12 protein-coding genes and 1 pseudogene are annotated in these 15,694 nt (G+C 66.8%); 8 read left to right on the top strand and 5 right to left on the bottom strand.

Annotated features, from left to right (window positions below; translation table 11 throughout):
- Positions 1–37: 37 nt before the first annotated feature.
- Positions 38–916 (top strand): annotated as a pseudogene (locus tag QZM72_RS00685) (amino acid ABC transporter ATP-binding protein).
- 141 nt (positions 917–1,057) lie between these two features.
- Positions 1,058–1,780, top strand: coding sequence for a class II aldolase and adducin N-terminal domain-containing protein (locus tag QZM72_RS00680; RefSeq protein ID WP_089471153.1), 723 nt, complete (start codon positions 1,058–1,060; stop codon positions 1,778–1,780).
- Positions 1,781–1,838: 58 nt separating this feature from the next.
- Here the strand turns inward: QZM72_RS00680 and QZM72_RS00675 are convergent, their stop codons facing one another.
- The 4 genes from QZM72_RS00675 to QZM72_RS00660 all read right to left on the bottom strand — a co-directional run bounded on the left by QZM72_RS00675 (position 1,839) and on the right by QZM72_RS00660 (position 5,846).
- On the bottom strand, positions 1,839–2,252 hold the full coding sequence (locus QZM72_RS00675; protein ID WP_089471152.1) for a VOC family protein: 414 nt from the start codon (positions 2,250–2,252) through the stop codon (positions 1,839–1,841).
- Positions 2,253–2,345: 93 nt separating this feature from the next.
- The gene (locus tag QZM72_RS00670; RefSeq protein ID WP_089471151.1) at positions 2,346–3,266 is read right to left on the bottom strand and encodes a bestrophin family protein; all 921 of its coding nucleotides are present in this window, start codon (positions 3,264–3,266) and stop codon (positions 2,346–2,348) included.
- 169 nt (positions 3,267–3,435) lie between these two features.
- A complete protein-coding gene (gene cydB, locus QZM72_RS00665) occupies positions 3,436–4,443 on the bottom strand; it encodes a cytochrome d ubiquinol oxidase subunit II (RefSeq protein WP_050014042.1) in 1,008 nt (335 codons plus the stop codon).
- 2 nt (positions 4,444–4,445) lie between these two features.
- Positions 4,446–5,846, bottom strand: coding sequence for a cytochrome ubiquinol oxidase subunit I (locus QZM72_RS00660; protein WP_089471150.1), 1,401 nt, complete (start codon positions 5,844–5,846; stop codon positions 4,446–4,448).
- A gap of 422 nt (positions 5,847–6,268) precedes the next feature.
- Here QZM72_RS00660 and fdhD point away from each other — a divergent pair, with 422 nt between their 5' ends.
- The 5 genes from fdhD to moaD all read left to right on the top strand — a co-directional run bounded on the left by fdhD (position 6,269) and on the right by moaD (position 10,622).
- Positions 6,269–7,141 (top strand): formate dehydrogenase accessory sulfurtransferase FdhD, encoded by an 873-nt coding sequence (gene fdhD, locus QZM72_RS00655; protein WP_089471149.1) that lies wholly within the window; start codon positions 6,269–6,271, stop codon positions 7,139–7,141.
- Positions 7,138–8,352, top strand: a complete 1,215-nt coding sequence (gene glp / locus QZM72_RS00650) for a gephyrin-like molybdotransferase Glp (RefSeq protein ID WP_089471148.1) — start codon at positions 7,138–7,140, stop codon at positions 8,350–8,352. Before fdhD ends, glp begins: the two co-directional genes overlap by 4 nt.
- A 217-nt stretch (positions 8,353–8,569) precedes the next feature.
- Positions 8,570–9,694, top strand: coding sequence for a GTP 3',8-cyclase MoaA (gene moaA / locus QZM72_RS00645; protein WP_089471147.1), 1,125 nt, complete (start codon positions 8,570–8,572; stop codon positions 9,692–9,694).
- A gap of 47 nt (positions 9,695–9,741) precedes the next feature.
- Positions 9,742–10,314, top strand: coding sequence for a molybdenum cofactor biosynthesis protein MoaE (locus tag QZM72_RS00640; protein ID WP_089471146.1), 573 nt, complete (start codon positions 9,742–9,744; stop codon positions 10,312–10,314).
- Positions 10,315–10,364: 50 nt separating this feature from the next.
- A complete protein-coding gene (gene moaD, locus QZM72_RS00635; RefSeq protein WP_089471145.1) occupies positions 10,365–10,622 on the top strand; it encodes a molybdopterin converting factor subunit 1 in 258 nt (85 codons plus the stop codon).
- Positions 10,623–11,521: 899 nt separating this feature from the next.
- Here moaD and QZM72_RS00630 read toward each other — a convergent pair.
- Positions 11,522–12,946 (bottom strand): PLP-dependent aminotransferase family protein, encoded by a 1,425-nt coding sequence (locus QZM72_RS00630; RefSeq protein WP_089471681.1) that lies wholly within the window; start codon positions 12,944–12,946, stop codon positions 11,522–11,524.
- A gap of 563 nt (positions 12,947–13,509) precedes the next feature.
- Here QZM72_RS00630 and QZM72_RS00625 point away from each other — a divergent pair.
- On the top strand, positions 13,510–15,690 hold the full coding sequence (locus tag QZM72_RS00625) for a DUF4132 domain-containing protein (protein ID WP_089471144.1): 2,181 nt from the start codon (positions 13,510–13,512) through the stop codon (positions 15,688–15,690).
- Positions 15,691–15,694: the final 4 nt, after the last annotated feature.

Genomic DNA, 15,694 nt, shown 5'->3' with positions numbered 1-15,694 from the left:
GAATACGGCGCGGCGACCCGAACCGATCGAGGCAATCATGAACGCAGTCAGCGCCCTCCCCGCAAGCGGACCCGCCGCAACGCTCGCCCCGGCGTCCGCCACGTCGCTTGTCGAAGTCAAGGGTTTGCACAAGCGGTTCGGCGAGACCGACGTGCTGCGCGGAATCGATCTGTCGATCGCGACATCCGAAGTGGTCTGCCTGATCGGTCCGTCCGGATCCGGCAAGAGCACGCTGCTGCGCTGCATGGCCGCCCTCGAAACCTACGATCACGGCGAGATCCGGATCGGCGGCGAGATGCTCGGCTATGTCGAACGCAACGGCGCGCGCGTGCGCGCGTCGAGCGCCGAGATCAACCGCGTGCGCCGCAACATCGGCATGGTGTTTTAGCAGTTCAACCTGTGGCCGCACATGAGCGTGCTCGGCAACGTCACCGAAGCGCTGCGGCGGGTGCGCCGCATGTCGCGCGCGGACGCGAACGCTGTCGCTGGCCGCATGCTCGAAATGGTCGGCATGTCCGGCAAGGCGGACGCCCATCCGTCGAAACTGTCCGGCGGCCAGCAGCAGCGCGTGGCGATCGCCCGCGCGCTGGCGATGGAGCCGCACCTGATGCTGTTCGACGAGCCGACCTCCGCGCTGGACCCGGAACTCGTCGGCGAAGTGTTGCAGGTCATGAAGCAGCTCGCGCGCGACGGGATGACGATGGTCGTCGTCACGCACGAGATGGGCTTCGCCGCCCAGATGGCCGATCGCGTCGTGTTTCTCGACCACGGCCGGATCGCCGTGAGCGGCGCACCGGGCGACGTGTTCCGCCGCTCCACGAACCCGCGGCTGCAGCAGTTCCTGCAAAACTATCGCGACCGCAACGCATTCTGGAAATCGGACGACGCAACGGCCGACGCGAACGGACCGCCCTGAGACAGCAAGCGGGTCGATGCATCGACGCATGGCCGGCGCTCGGCCGCCCCACTGGTCGAGCCTTTTCTGCAACTCGGTGCGTCCAACCATGAACTTGCGGCCGGCGCCCCCTTTCTCACGCTTCCGATCACGCACTTTGACATGAACGAAACCCAGCTTCGCATCGATCTCGCCGCGGCTTTCCGCTGCTTCGCCCGCCTCGGCATGCATGAAGCGGTCGCGAACCACTTCAGCGTGGCCGTTTCGGACGACGGCCGCCGCTTCCTGATGAACCCCAAATGGATGCACTTTTCGCGGATCCGCGCGAGCGACCTGGTTCTGCTGGACGCAGACGATCGATCGAGCCTCGAAAACGGCAGCGTCGACCCGACCGCGTGGGCGATCCATGGTCAGTTGCACCAGCAACTACCGCATGTACGCGTCGCCATGCACCTGCATCCCGTCCATGTCACCGCGATCTCGACGTTGTCCGATCCGACCATCCTGCCCATCGAACAGAACACGGCCCGCTATTTCAATCGCGTTGCGCTGGACACCGCATTCTCCGGAATGGCGGATACCGAAGACGAAGGCGCCCGCCTCGTGTCGCTGCTCAAGGACAAGTCACGCCTGCTGATGGGCAATCACGGCGTACTGGTGACCGCACCCACGGTCGGCGAGGCGTTCGACGACATGTACACGCTCGAACGCGCTTGCCAGATCCTCGTCAACGCGTACGCGACCGGCAAGCCGATCAACGTGCTGTCCGACGAAGTGGCCGAGAAGACCGCGCGTGACTGGGAAGGCTTTCGTGAATTCTCGATCGCGCATTTCGACGAGATGAAGCACATCCTCGACGTCGAGGAGCCGTCGTATCGCGATTGAATCGATGCGAATCGGCGGATGCGGATAGACCCGATGCATCGACTGGCTATCGCCACGGTCAGGGTTGCCCACGCTCCGCCACCGCCGCATGACACACGGCCTCGATCCGGTTGCCGGCCGGATCGACCAGAAAAGCCGCGTAGTAGTCGCCGTGGTACTGCGGCCGCAAGCCGGGATCGCCGTCGGACTGCCCACCCGTAGCGAGGCCCGCCTCGAAAAAAGCATGCACCTGCTCGCGGGAAGCGGCCTTGAAACACCAGTGCCGCTTGCTCGCCCCGACTTCGGCGGGATCCAGATACACCGCCAGAAAGGTCGATGCCGGATCGTTCGCGTTGCAACGCTCGCCATAGCCGAGCGCATTGGGCCGGTCATAGACCTTGGTCGCGCCGAGCGCAGCCATGACGGCGTCGTAGAAGGGCCGTGCCAGATCGATGTCCGGCACGCTGATCGACACGTGATCGAGAAGTTGCATGGTGTGGGCTCCATTGAACGAGCACGAGTCTACACAACCGCCCCCGCTCCAGCCGAGCAACCTTACCGACGACTACACTACCGCCCCCGCCGCCTACGTGATCTGATACGTCGACGCAGGCACGAATTCCTCGGGCATCGGCCGATCGCCGAGTTCGAGCACCGATCGCTCGATCGTGCGCGTGATCGCATCGAGCGCGAGCGCATTCGGCGCAAGACCGAACGGTTCCGCCACTTCGTTCGCAATTGCCTCGAGCGCGATCAGCGTGTAGGAAATGAACACGCAGATCAGCGGCGTGAAGAACTCCGTCGAATCGACGAGCCCGAACGGCAGCAACACGCAATACGCATACACGGTGCGATGGAGCAGCACGCTGTAGGAAAACGGAATCGGCGTCGACAGGATGCGCTCGCAGCCACCGATCGCCTTGCCGAGCGCATCGAGTTGCGTCTCGACCATCCAGCACGTCGCGTCGCTGCCGGGCGCGCGCCCCATCGCACGGACGATGCCGCCGCGCAATTCGTCGAGGATCGCGACCGGCTTGTAGCATTTGCCGCCGAGCGCGGCCGTGCGCTCCGTGCCGAGGATGCGCACCAGGTCTTCGGTCGGATCGGTATGACGCAGCTGGTGTTTCAGCGCATAGGCGAGCGCGATCAGCAGATCGGCAAGCCGGTTGCGCTCGGCGTCGCTCACGCCGTCGGGCAGGTAGCGATGCAGTTGCGACGTCACGGCGCGTGCGGCGATCAGCAGGTTGCCCCACAGATGCCGCGCCTCCTTGAAGCGCTCGAAGCTCGCGTTATTGCGAAACCCGAGGAAGATCGCGAGCGCGAGCCCGAACAGCGTGAACGGCGCGGTGTTCAGCGGAATCTTCTCGCCGAAGATGCGCCCGTTCGTGAAGACCGCCAGCGTGCTGACGATCGCCATGAACACGAGCTGCGGAATGATCGATTGCAGCACGGAGCCGTTCCATACGAACAGCATCCGGAGCCAGTTCTGTCGTGGTCGGACGATCATGATGTTTTCTCGACTGGCAAAGGAATAGGGAACCCGAATACGCAACCCGTTGCGCCCGCACCCGATGTGCAACGGCCCGCGCGTGGCGGGCCGCTTTCACATCGGGTGCCGTGCCGGACGCGGCGCGTGATGATACCCGCGCGCCGCGCCCCGTCACCTCGCTTGCCGCTCAGTGATAGCCGATATCGCCCTCGCGCACCTTGCCGCGGAACACGCGGTACTGCATCGCGTTGTACACGAGGATGATCGGCAGCACGATCACGGTGCCGACGAGTGCGAACAACTGGCTCGAGTGGCTCGACGACGCGTCCCAGATCGACAGCGACGGCGGCACGATGTTCGGCCAGATGCTGATCACGAGCCCCGTGTAGCCGAGGAACACGAGCGCGAGCGTCAGCAGGAACGGCGTGGCCTCGTGCGCACGCTTCACCGCGTAGAAGATGCCCCACACGCATGCGACGACGAGGATCGGCACCGGCAGGAACCAGCCGAGGTTGCCGCTGCCGAACCAGCGGTGCGCGACGGCCGGCAGCCCGATCACGGTCCACAGGCTCACCACGCCCATCACCGCGAGCAGCACGCCCGTGAGCGGCTTCATCAGCAACCGCATCTTGCGCTGCAGTTCGCCGTCGACCTTCAGGATCAGCCAGCCGCAGCCGAGCGTCGCATAGGTGACGAGCACGCCGATCCCGCACATCATGCTGAACGGCGACAGCCAGTCGAACGGCCCGCCCGCGAACTGGTTGTTCTCGATCTTGATGCCCTGCAGCAGCGAACCGAGCACGATCCCCTGGCAGAACGCCGCCAGCGCCGAGCCGCCGATGAACGCGAGATCCCACATGTGCTGCGTGCGGGTGGCTTTCGCGCGCAGCTCGAACGCCGCGCCCCGGAAGATCAGCCCGACCAGCATCAGCACCAGCGGCAGGTAGTTGGCCGGCAGCAGCGTCGAATACACGACCGGGAACGCGCCGTAGAGGCCCGCGCCGCCGAGCACGAGGAACGTCTCGTTGCCGTCCCACACCGGCGCGACGGTGTCGAGCATCACCTGGCGCTCGGCCTTCGCATCGAAGAACGGAAACAGCAGCCCGATGCCGAGATCGAAGCCGTCCAGCATCACGTAGATGAATACGCCGAGGCCGATGATCGCGGCCCAGACGACAGGAAGATCGATGTGCATGGTTACTCCGCCTCGGTCACGTTCAGCGGCGTGGACAGCGCGCTCTTGCGCAGCCCCGGATGCCGGTGCAGTTCGATGTAGCCGGCCTGGGCCGCCGGCCCGCGCTTCATCAGTTTCATCATGTAGTAGATACCCGTTCCAAACACCAGGAAATACACGACCACGAAGACCAGCAGCGACACGCCGACCTGCTGGGCGGTGAGCGGGGAGACCGAATCGATGGTGCGCAGCACGCCGTACACGGTCCACGGCTGCCGCCCGACCTCGGTCGTGATCCAGCCCGCCAGCAGCGCGACGATGCCCGACGGCCCCATCGCGACCACGAACCACTGGAACCAGCGCGTCTCGTACAGGCGCCCGCCCTTTCTCAGCAGCAGCCCGAGCAGCGCGGTCAGCAGCATCAACATCCCGAGGCCGGCCATGATCCGGAACGTCCAGAAGATGATCGGCGAATACGGGCGGTCCTGCGGCGGAAATTCCTTCAGCCCGCGGATCTCGCCGTCCCAGCTGTGCGTGAGGATCAGGCTGCCGAGGTGCGGCACCTGGATTGCATAGCGGGTGGTTTCGGCCTGCATGTCGGGCAGCCCGACGAGGTTCAGCGCGGTGCCGCCCTTCTCCGTTTCCCACAGCCCTTCGATCGCCGCGATCTTCGCCGGCTGGTATTCACGGGTGTTCAGCCCGTGCGCGTCGCCGACGAAGATCTGGATCGGCGCGAGCACCAGCAGTATCCACAGCGCCATCGAGAAGCTGCGCTTCACCGGCTCGTCGCGGCGCCCCTTCAGCAGGTGCCACGCGCCGCAGGCGGCGACGATGAAGCCCGCGACGATGAACGCCGCGATCGTCATGTGCGCGAGACGGTACGGAAACGACGGGTTGAAGACGATCTTGAACCAGTCGACCGGCACGACGAGGCCGTTCTCGATCTTGTAGCCCTGCGGCGTCTGCATGAAGCTGTTCGACGCGAGAATCCAGAACGTCGAGATCAGCGTGCCGACCGCGACCATCAGCGTCGCGAAGAAGTGCGCGCGCGGGCTGACGCGCTGCCAGCCGAACAGCATCACGCCGAGGAAGCCGGCTTCGAGGAAGAACGCCGTCAGCACTTCATACGTGAGCAGCGGCCCGGTGATGTTGCCCGCGACGCGGGAGAACCCGGACCAGTTGGTGCCGAACTCGTACGCCATCACGACGCCGGAGACCACGCCCATCCCGAAGCCGATCGCGAAGATCTTCGACCAGAACTGAAACATGGACTTGTAGGCGGCGTCGCCGGTGACGAGGTATCGCCATTCCAGCACCGCCAGGAAGCTCGCCATGCCGATGCTGATCGCGGGGAACACGATGTGGAACGACACCGTGAATGCGAATTGCAATCGGGCGAGATGGAACGCATCGAAGATTTCCATGACCGTAATTTGCTCGTGGTTGTGAGGACGTACGCTCGAAGCAGGAAATCGCGCGACGGCTTGACGACGACACATGCGCGCACCAGCGGTTGCTCGCACGGCATCGAAGCGTGAACGACGATATCGCGTTTGCAACGATACTCGCAATCATTCGAACGTGCGCTGAAACTGTGCTGCTTGCGCCGCCGAAGATGTGTGCACGGAAAATAGTTACCATGCCGGCGGGACGCTCAGCTGTACTGCTTTCCGCGTGGCGGCGCTGTGCGTCGGACGCACTGTTCACTCCACTTAACATGTCGTGCAACACCTGCCCGCGGCGGTCGCGCGCCCTTCGGCGCCCGCCCGGCGGCATCGATACCCGTGGTTCGGCGTACGCGCCGAGCCCGGCCGGCCCGCCGGCCGCCCCGCCTGGAGAAACCCGCATGGAGTCCTGCATTCGCCGCGACGACCCGACCGGCAGCACCGCGTGCCGGGTGACGCGCCATCGTGCCGGCGACGCGCGCGACACCGTCGATCGCGTCGTCGACGAAACCCCGGTTGCACTCGTGTTCAACGGCATCTCGCACACGGTCATGATGGCGACGCCGATCGACCTCGACGCGTTCGGCCTCGGCTTCGCGCTGAGCGAAGGCATCGTCGAGCGCGCGTCGGACGTCTTCGACATCGAAAGCGAATGCCGGCCCGGCAGCGCCGAAGTGCGGCTCACCGTGTCGCAGCAGGCGTTCATGGCGCTGAAGGCCCACCGCCGCGCGCTGGCCGGCCGCACGGGCTGCGGCGTGTGCGGCATCGAAAGCATCGCGCAGCTCGACCTGCACGCGCCGCGTATCGCGGCCGCCGGCACGGCCGCGGGCATCGGCGCCGACGCGATCGCGTGCGCCGCGCGTGCGTTGCCGGCCCGGCAGACGCTGATGCGCGAGACGGGCGGCATCCACGCGGCCGCGTGGTGCGATAGCAACGGCGTCGTGCTCGACGTGTGCGAGGACGTCGGCCGCCACAACGCGCTCGACAAGCTGATCGGGCAGTTCGCACGCCGCCGCGCCGACCTGCACGCGGGCTTCGTGTTCCTGTCGAGCCGCGCGAGCTACGAACTGGTGCGCAAGGCCGCGCGGGTCGGCATCCCGATGATCGCGACGATCTCGGCGCCGACGTCGCTCGCGATCGACGTCGCCCGCGAAGCCGGCGTGCGGCTGCTCGGCTTCTGCCGCAACGACGGCTTCGTCGAATACGTGTCGCCCGCCGCCGTTCACCCCGATCCACACGAACCCGCACCGGCACATCCGGCCCACGCTTCATGACACACCTGTCCGATTTCGATACCGCGCAGCAACGGTTCGCCAGCGCGTTCGCGCCGCTCGAGGCCGTCACCTCCGTGCCGATCGCGCAAGCGGCCGGCCACGTGCTGGCCGCGCCGCTGACGGCCGTGCTCGACCAGCCGCCGGCCGACCAGAGCGCGATGGACGGCTACGCCGTGCGTCATGCGGACCTTGCGCACGGCGAGCCGCTGCGTGTCGCGCAACGCTGCTATGCCGGCGATACGCCCGCGCCGCTCGCGCCGAGCACGGCCGCCCGCCTCTTCACCGGCAGCCTGATTCCGCCCGACGCCGACACCGTCGTGATGCAGGAGCATGCGCACGAACTGGACGGCCGCGTCACGTTCGACATGCCGCAGCGCAGCGGGTCGCACATCCGCCGCCGCGGCGAGGAAGTACGCGCCGGCGCGCTGCTCGTGCCGGCGGGCGTGCGGATGGGCGCGATGCACGTCGGCGTGGCCGCCGCGCAAGGTCTCGCCCGAATCGACGTGCGCGCGGCGCTGCGCGTCGGCATCCTGACGACCGGCGACGAGCTGGTCGCATGCGGCCAGCCGCGCGCGCCGCAGCAGATCTACAACAGCAATGCGCCGATGCTCGCCGCGCTGGTCGCCGGAACCGGCGCCGACGTCGCGGCGAGCGTGCACGCGGCCGATACGGTGGCCGCCGTCGAACGGGCGCTGCGTGACCTGCACGCGCAGTGCGACCTCGTGATCTGCGTCGGCGGCGCGTCGGTCGGCGACAAGGACCTGCTGCGCCCCACGCTGGCCGCGCTCGGCGCGTCGTTCCTCGTCGCCGGCGTGCGCATGAAGCCCGGCAAGCCGGTCGCGCTCGCGCGGCTCGATGCGCGGCCCGTCGTGCTGCTGCCCGGCAATCCGGGCGCCGCGATGACGACGTTCGCACTGTTCGTCGCGCCGCTGATCCGACGCCTGCAGGGGCGCGACGCTTGCGTGCCGGTCGTGCCGTCGCTGCCGATCGACACCGGCTTCGAGCCGGACGCGCAGCGCGAGCGCTTCGTGCGCGTGCGCTGGACGGTGGGCGCGGACGGCGCGCTCGCGCTCGACACGCTGCGTCAGCAAGGCGCCGGCACGCTGCAGTCGCTGGTGCAGGCCAGCGGGCTCGCGCGGCTGCCGGCGGGACTCACCATCGCGCGCGGCGACGCGGTTCCGTACTACGAATTCGCGCGCTGGCTCGCATGAGCGCAAAGTCGACTATCCGCCCGATAAGGCGCGCCTGCCCCGTTCGCCGCGCGTGTCGCGCGTCCCGCGCGGCGAACTGTATTCCTGCAATTCGGGCGCGATTGTGTCCCTGCCGGCCAAACGCGGCGGACTATGCTCACGATGAGGCTCGTCACGACCTGTGCGCCGACACGTCGGCATCCGCACGGCCGAGCGGCGACGCCCCTCCGCTTACTTCATGCAGGCCGACGACCCGATCGTGAATGCCATCGTTTCCGCCGCGCCGGCCGCCGCCGCTTCATCCGGCGACGCATTGCCCGGCGCTTTCTCCCGCCCGTCCGACACGCTCGGCCGTCCGCTGCGCGACCTGCGCCTGTCCGTCATCGACCAGTGCAATTTCCGTTGCGGCTATTGCATGCCGCGCGAAAGCTTCGGCGCCGACTACGCGTTCATGCCGTCGTCCGAACGATTGTCGTTCGCGCAACTGGAAAAGATCGCCCGCGCCTTTACGTCGCTCGGCGTCGAGAAGATCCGCATCACGGGCGGCGAGCCGCTGCTGCGCCGCCACCTCGAAGCGCTGATCGAACGGCTCGCCGCACTGACGACCGTCGACGGCAGGCCCGTCGAAATCGCGCTGACGACCAACGGCTCGCTGCTCGCCGCGAAGGCGCGCACGCTGCGCGACGCGGGGCTGTCACGCGTGACCGTGAGCCTCGATGCGCTCGACGACGCGGTGTTCCGCCGGATGAGCGACGCCGACGTGCCGGTGTCGCGCGTGCTGGCCGGCATCGAGGCCGCGCACGCGGCCGGGCTCGCGCCGGTCAAGGTCAATGCAGTGATCGAGCGCGGCGTGAACGACGACCAGATCCTGCCGCTCGTGCGGCACTTCCGGCATACGGGCGTGGCCGTGCGTTTCATCGAATACATGGACGTCGGCGGCGCCAGCTTCTGGTCCGGCGACAAGGTGATGCCGGCCGCGCGGATGCGCGAGCTGATCGACGCACACTATCCGCTCGTGCTCGTCGGCGAACCGGGGCACGACGCCACCGCGATTCGTTGCGCGCACATCGATGGTGCAGGCGAAGTCGGCTTCATCGCGAGCGTGTCGCATCCGTTCTGCGGCACCTGCTCGCGCGCCCGCGTGTCGGCCGACGGGCAGCTTTATACGTGCCTGTTCGCGACGCAAGGCACCGACCTGCGGCCGTGGCTCGACGATGCGGCGTCGGCCGCCGACCTCGCCGCCGCCGTGCGCGAACGCTGGACGCGGCGCGACGACCGCTATTCCGAGCGCCGGGCCGCACGGCCGGCCCGCGCGCCGGGCAAGACCTATCCGACCGTGCGCATGTCGCTCGTCGGCGGCTGAAGGGCCGCCGCGCGACACCGGATGCGCCGCCCATTGGAGAACCTGTCATGACGACCTTCACCGAATCCCGCGCCGGGCTGCCGGACGATCCGCTGCGTGCCGGCAGCCCCGCGCCGCCCGTCGATGCGGCCGCCCCCCACATCGAAGCGGCGCCCGCGATTGCCGCCGGCTTCGAAGTGCGCGTGCAGCATGCGCCGATCGACGCGGGCGCGGAGCTTGCGCCGATCGTTCGCAATCCGAATGTCGGTGCGGTCGTGAATTTTCTTGGGGTCGTGCGCAAGGAAGGCGACGTCGACGACGTCGTCGCGCTGGAAGTCGAGCATTACCCGACGATGACCGAACAGGCGCTGTGGAGCATCGTCGAGGAGGCGAGCGCGCGCTGGCGGCTCGAGGCGGTCAGGATCGTGCACCGCGTCGGCCGCATTCCGCTCGGCCAGCCCGTCGTGCTGGTCGTGGTGGCCGCCGCGCATCGCGCGTCCGCGTTCGATGCGTGCGAATTCCTGATGGATTTCCTGAAGACTCATGCGCCGTTCTGGAAGAAGGAGATCCGGCACGACGGCGAATCCGGCTGGGTCGAGGCGAAGGCGCACGACGACCAGGCGATGCGGCGCTGGGGCTGATTGCGTTCGCTTCGTGTTTCCAATTCCGCCGCTCCTGCTGACGACATCCTATGAAACTGACGATCAAATACTTCGCGAGCATTCGCGAACAACTGGATCTTGACGTAGAAACCGTCGAGATCGACGCACGCGAACTCACCGTCGACGCGCTGCGCGGCACGCTGGCCGCACGCGACGCGCGCAGCGCGGACGCGCTGCGGATGGACCGCCCCGTGCGGGCGGCCGTGAACCTCGAAATGGTGACCGGGGACTTCGTCGTGCGGGAGGATAGCGAGGTTGCGTTCTTTCCGCCGGTGACGGGGGGATGACGCGACGCGCGGGGCTGCGCGCTCGCATGCAGTCATTTCGCCGCGATCGACGCATCGAGCGCGGTCATCGGCGCCAGCGTGGAAAAACAAAGGTTCGTCGCGGAGTCCCTGGGGACACCGGGGAGAAACGTCGGCGGTCGGCCAATTTCAGACGTTAGACGCGACCACTTAATTGGTCGACAATTGGATCTACCTCCTACTTGCGCTACATGCTCGGGTACCGACATGAAATCGCTGTTCCCTTCCGATTGTTCGACGTGGCTGAAAGACGAAGAATGTATTGAAGCGCCGTACGGGAAGGCCGGACTAGGCCACACATCGTATTTGCAATTCGCAGTGCCGGAAAACGACGGGGCAGCTTCAGTGATTGTCGACGGCATTCGCAGCTATCTTGAACCCCCGAGAACCTGTTTGCTCCAGGTCACGGATTGGTCGAGGTATGGGGAGCTTGAGGATTCACTATTGGAGGAAATGGAATCGACATGCTCCGGCAAGTTAAACCCGTGGGACGGCTTTGGCCAATTCTTCGAGGCCAGCGAAGCAGATGACGTGCTTAGGTGTTGCGCCACAGTGCTTCGTTGCAGCATGAGCGCATACATCTACATACCGCTAAGAGCCCCATTTCTTCTTTGGGAGGGGGATCGTGTCGATCTTTGGGCTAGCGCATCTGTGGCATGGAATCAGTTTCTGCAGCGCTTAAGAAGCGAAGGGGTACGCATTACAAGCAGCTAAATGGCGACTGCACAGATGTTTAGAGGCGAATGAACGACGGCTATCGGTCGATACCACTGTCCGCAACGGGTCGGCCAGCGACGTCCACGAAACTCCACGAAGCACCAAAACAAAGCCGGCACGAAGCCGGCTTTGTCATCGAAGCCCATGACACCGCCCGCGCCCGTTCATCGCATGCACGCCGCGGCCAGCTTGCCGACCGTGATCACCGCCTGCTCGATCTCCGGCGACCACGGGCTGCTGTAGTTCAGCCGGATGAAGTTCCGGTAGTTATCGGTGATGGAGAACATATAGCCGGGGCCGATCGTGATCCCCTGCTCCAGCGCAAGCTGGTACAGCCGCATCGCATCGACCTGCGCGGGCAGTTCGACCCACAGCACGTAGCCGCCCGCCGGGCTCGAAATGCGCGTGCCCTCCGGGAAGAATCGCGACACCATCGCGCGCATCAGGTTCGCCTGCTGCGCATACGCCTTGCGAATCCGCCGCAGGTGGTGTTCGTAGCCGTCGCGTTCGAGAAACTCCGCGATCGCCAGTTGTGGCAACGACGGCGTCGCGAGCGTATTCAGGAATTTCAGCTTCTCGACCTGATCGCGGTAGCGGCCCGGCAGCGCCCAGCCGATCCGGTACGCGGCCGTCAGGCTCTTGGAGAACGACGAACAATGCAGCACGATACCGGTCCGGTCGTAGGATTTCAGCGAACTCGGATGCGTGTCGCCGAAATACAGTTCGTTGTATACGCCGTTCTCGATGATCGGCAGATCGGCCTTCGTTGCGAACTCAACCAGTTCGCGTTTGCGCTCGTCCGGCATCTGGAACCCCAACGGGTTCTGGAAGTTCGGCATCACCATGCACGCGGCGATCGGCTGCGACTTCGCGATCGCGGCCAGCGCCGCGATGTCGATTCCGTATTCCGGATGCGTCGCGACCTCGATCGCCTTCATCCCCATCCGCTCGATCGCGTGCAGCATCGCGTAGAACGTCGGCGATTCCACCGCGATCGTGTCGCCCGGCTTCGCCACGGCCTGCAAACACAGATTGATCGCCTCCGTCGCGCCGACCGTCACGATGATCTCGTTCGGGTCCACCGACATCCCGTTTTCCAGGTAGCGCCGCGCGATCTGCCGGATCAGCCGCGGATGGCCCGGCGGCAGCCCGTCGGTCACGCCCCACAGCGACTTGTCGCGACCGGCCGCATATGCGTAGCGGTTCAGCTTCTCGAACGGGAACAGGCTCGGGTCCGGATACGGCGAACCGAGCGGCACCGCGTCGTCCGTACCGATCGCGCGCAGCGTCGACAGCACGAGCCGGCTCACGTCGACCGACGACGAGATCGCGATCGGCTTCGACGGCCGCAGTTCGCGCACCGGCGCATGGCCGTCGTCGCGCCGCAGGTTCACGAAATAGCCGGACTGCGGCCGGCTTTCGAGCAGCCCGCGGCTTTCCAGCAGCAGATACGCATGCAGCACGGTCGTGATGCTGATCCGGTGCTGCTGGCTCGCCTGCCGCACCGACGGAATCCGGTCGCCGTGCCGGTATACGCGCTGGCGGATCAGGCGCTCGATATCATCCGCGAGTTTTTCATAGAGTTTCATCGCGCGGCTCCCGCCGGCGCGCACCGCCGCGCCGCCCCGCCGTGTGCGTCCGATACGCACGTGTTGCACGTGTTTCGCCCGTCGACCGGGCCGTCGTGATTCCTGATCTGCCCCTCCGGTTTTGCCTTTTCCATCGCACTGACTCTCTCTTGAAGATGCGCCGGCAGGGCTCCGGATGAGCTGAATCTGCGGCACTGTGCACTTAATGACTGGATCTTAAGAGAAGAACAGTTGGCGGCGAGTACACACATCGAATGAGCGAACAAGAGTACAGTTCCGCGCGAGTCGCACATCGCGGGAAAACTGTACGTCTTATGAAATGCCCGGGGGAGCCGGTTGGCCGGCCCCGCACAGCCGAATCGGGCCGGGACGCCCGCCGCACGGGCATCCGCACGGACGTGCCAATGAGGGTGCAATACTGTGCGCCCGCAGGGTTTCCATCTTTGAGCGCCAGACCATGCAGTCCACGATCGAACATGTAGCCGGCCTCGGCGGCGCGATCCGCGCCGCGCGACCCGTACAGAAGCCATCACGCCAGAACGGCGCATCCGGGAGGTGTGCGCATGACTGATCGCGCCCTCGTCGCGCGGCTCATCGCGCGGCTGACCGACCCGGCCGACCACGCGAGCGCCGCCGACACACCGATCGACCTGTCGGCGCTCGATGCGCGGGCGCTCGGCACGGTGTGGCCCGCGTTGCGGCGCGTCGAATACGAGATCCTCGTGCGCGACGAGGCGTTCGACGATCCGCGCGCCGGATTCGCGTGCTGGCTGCACCAACAGATCGACGCGCTCGGTCTCGTGCCGCTCATCGATGCCGATGCGGCACTCGAACTGTTCCGCGCCATTCCGGCCGGCGAGTGGAAACGCGCGCTGGAGGATTTGCCCTGCCTCGACGCGCTGCCGTCGTCCGCGCTGCAGGCAGAACTCGCGCGGATCGCCGGCGAACCGGAAGAAGGCGGATTGCGCGCGGCATCCGTCTATGGCGCCTATACGCTCGACTGGTTCGCGGGCCGCCGCGACTTCTCGGCGCGCCGCGCCGCGTATGCACAGTTGCTGGCGGACTCGTCGTTTCGCGTACGCGAACTCGACGTGCTGCCGGCACTCGGCCCGGCCGCGCTGCTCGCGCTGGCCGCGACCGACAGCGGCTATTTCATGCCGAAGCGGCTGTGGATCGACTCCAGCGATCCGGCCATGACACTCATGGAGGAAGCCGCGTATGTCGCCTTCGCGCGCGACGCGTTGACCGACGCCGCGCGGCAGGTCGCGGCGCTGCACGCCGGCACCGTACCCTACGAAGCCGATCGCGCGTTCACGACCAACGACGCGCAAGTGCTCTCACGCGCCGCACGCGTGGCCGCCTATCGCGACGAAGCATGGCTGCGCCCGCTGATCGGGCCGCTGCTGACTGGCGTGTGCGTCGCGCCGACGGCCGCGAAAACCGCGCCTTCACAGTCGCTCGCCATCGCGCTCGGCCATGCGATCGAGACGATCCCGACGCCCGAAAGCGTGCGCGCGCTGCGCGACGCGCTGGCCGTCGTCCGTCACGCGGGCGTGCAAAAGAAACTCGCGCGCAACCTGAAGCCGGCCGAGCGCGCGCTCGGCGAACGGCCGCACACGGCGCTGCGGATGACGCTCGACGCGAAGCCCGACAAGAAGGCACTCGCGATACTCGCTGCGTGCATGGAAGCCGGCTTCTGGCAGTCGATGACGCTCGGCCACGCCGAATGGCGCGAGCGGCTCGTCGATGCGCCGGCCGGCGCCGCGTTCTCGGCGCGAGTGATCTGGCAAGCACGGCGCAGCGACGGCACGACGCAGTCGTTCATGCCCGACATCGCGAAGGGCAAGGTCGTGCTGCGCGATGCGGCCGGCAACGCGTGCGAAATCGCCGACGATTGCGCCATCCGGCTATGGCACCCGTTGCTCGCCGATGCGGACGAACGGCTCGCGTGGCAGCGGGCGATCGTCGGCCGGGCGCTGCGGCAACCGATCCGGCAAGCGTTCCGCGAGTACTACGTGCCGGGCGACGGCGACGCGTCGTCCAGCGATACCGCGATGTTCGAGGGTCACGTGCTGTCGAGCCGGCCGCTGCTCGGCGTCGCGCGCCGCGAAGGCTGGTCGATTCGTGCGTACGACGACGCGCTCGTCCGCGAATTCGGCGACGTGCGCGCGACCTTCGTCGTCGATGCGCGGCTTTTTCCCGGTTCGGAAAGCCACGGTACGTCGCGCCGGCTGCATGTCGAACGCCGGCACGGCGCGCGCTGGGCGCCGCTGCCGATCGGCGACATCGATCCGGTCGTGTTCTCCGAAGTCGCACGGGCGGTCGACCTGCTCGTCAGCGTGTCCGCATTCGCGCTCGACGACGAGGCCACCCGCGCGGCGGCGGCTGCACACACGACCGACCCGGCTCGCCAGCGCGATATCGAAACGGAACGCCAGGACCGCCTGAACCGGTTGTCGGATCTGCCGCAGGGCGTGATGGCGCGGCATCGCCGGCACGTGCTGTCGCTCGTGTTCGCCGAACCGGTTGCGCAAGGGAGGATCGTGATCGACGAACGCTACGTGCGCGTCGGCGCGTGGGCGGTGCATTGCGCGACCGGCCGCGTGACGCGCGACGGCGAACCGCTCGAATCGATGATCGATTCGCCGTCGGCGCCATCAGCGCCACGTGCGGTGCCGTGGCTGCCGTACGACGAAGCGCTGCTGCAGCGGATCGTCGACGTCGTCGCAGGATTGCTCGACTGAGCCG

Source organism: Burkholderia sp. AU45388, from assembly GCF_030481585.1.
GTDB classification, from domain to species: domain Bacteria; phylum Pseudomonadota; class Gammaproteobacteria; order Burkholderiales; family Burkholderiaceae; genus Burkholderia; species Burkholderia sola.
The sequence above is the reverse complement of the archived record's forward strand: the minus strand, read 5'-3'. Positions and strand labels throughout refer to the sequence as shown.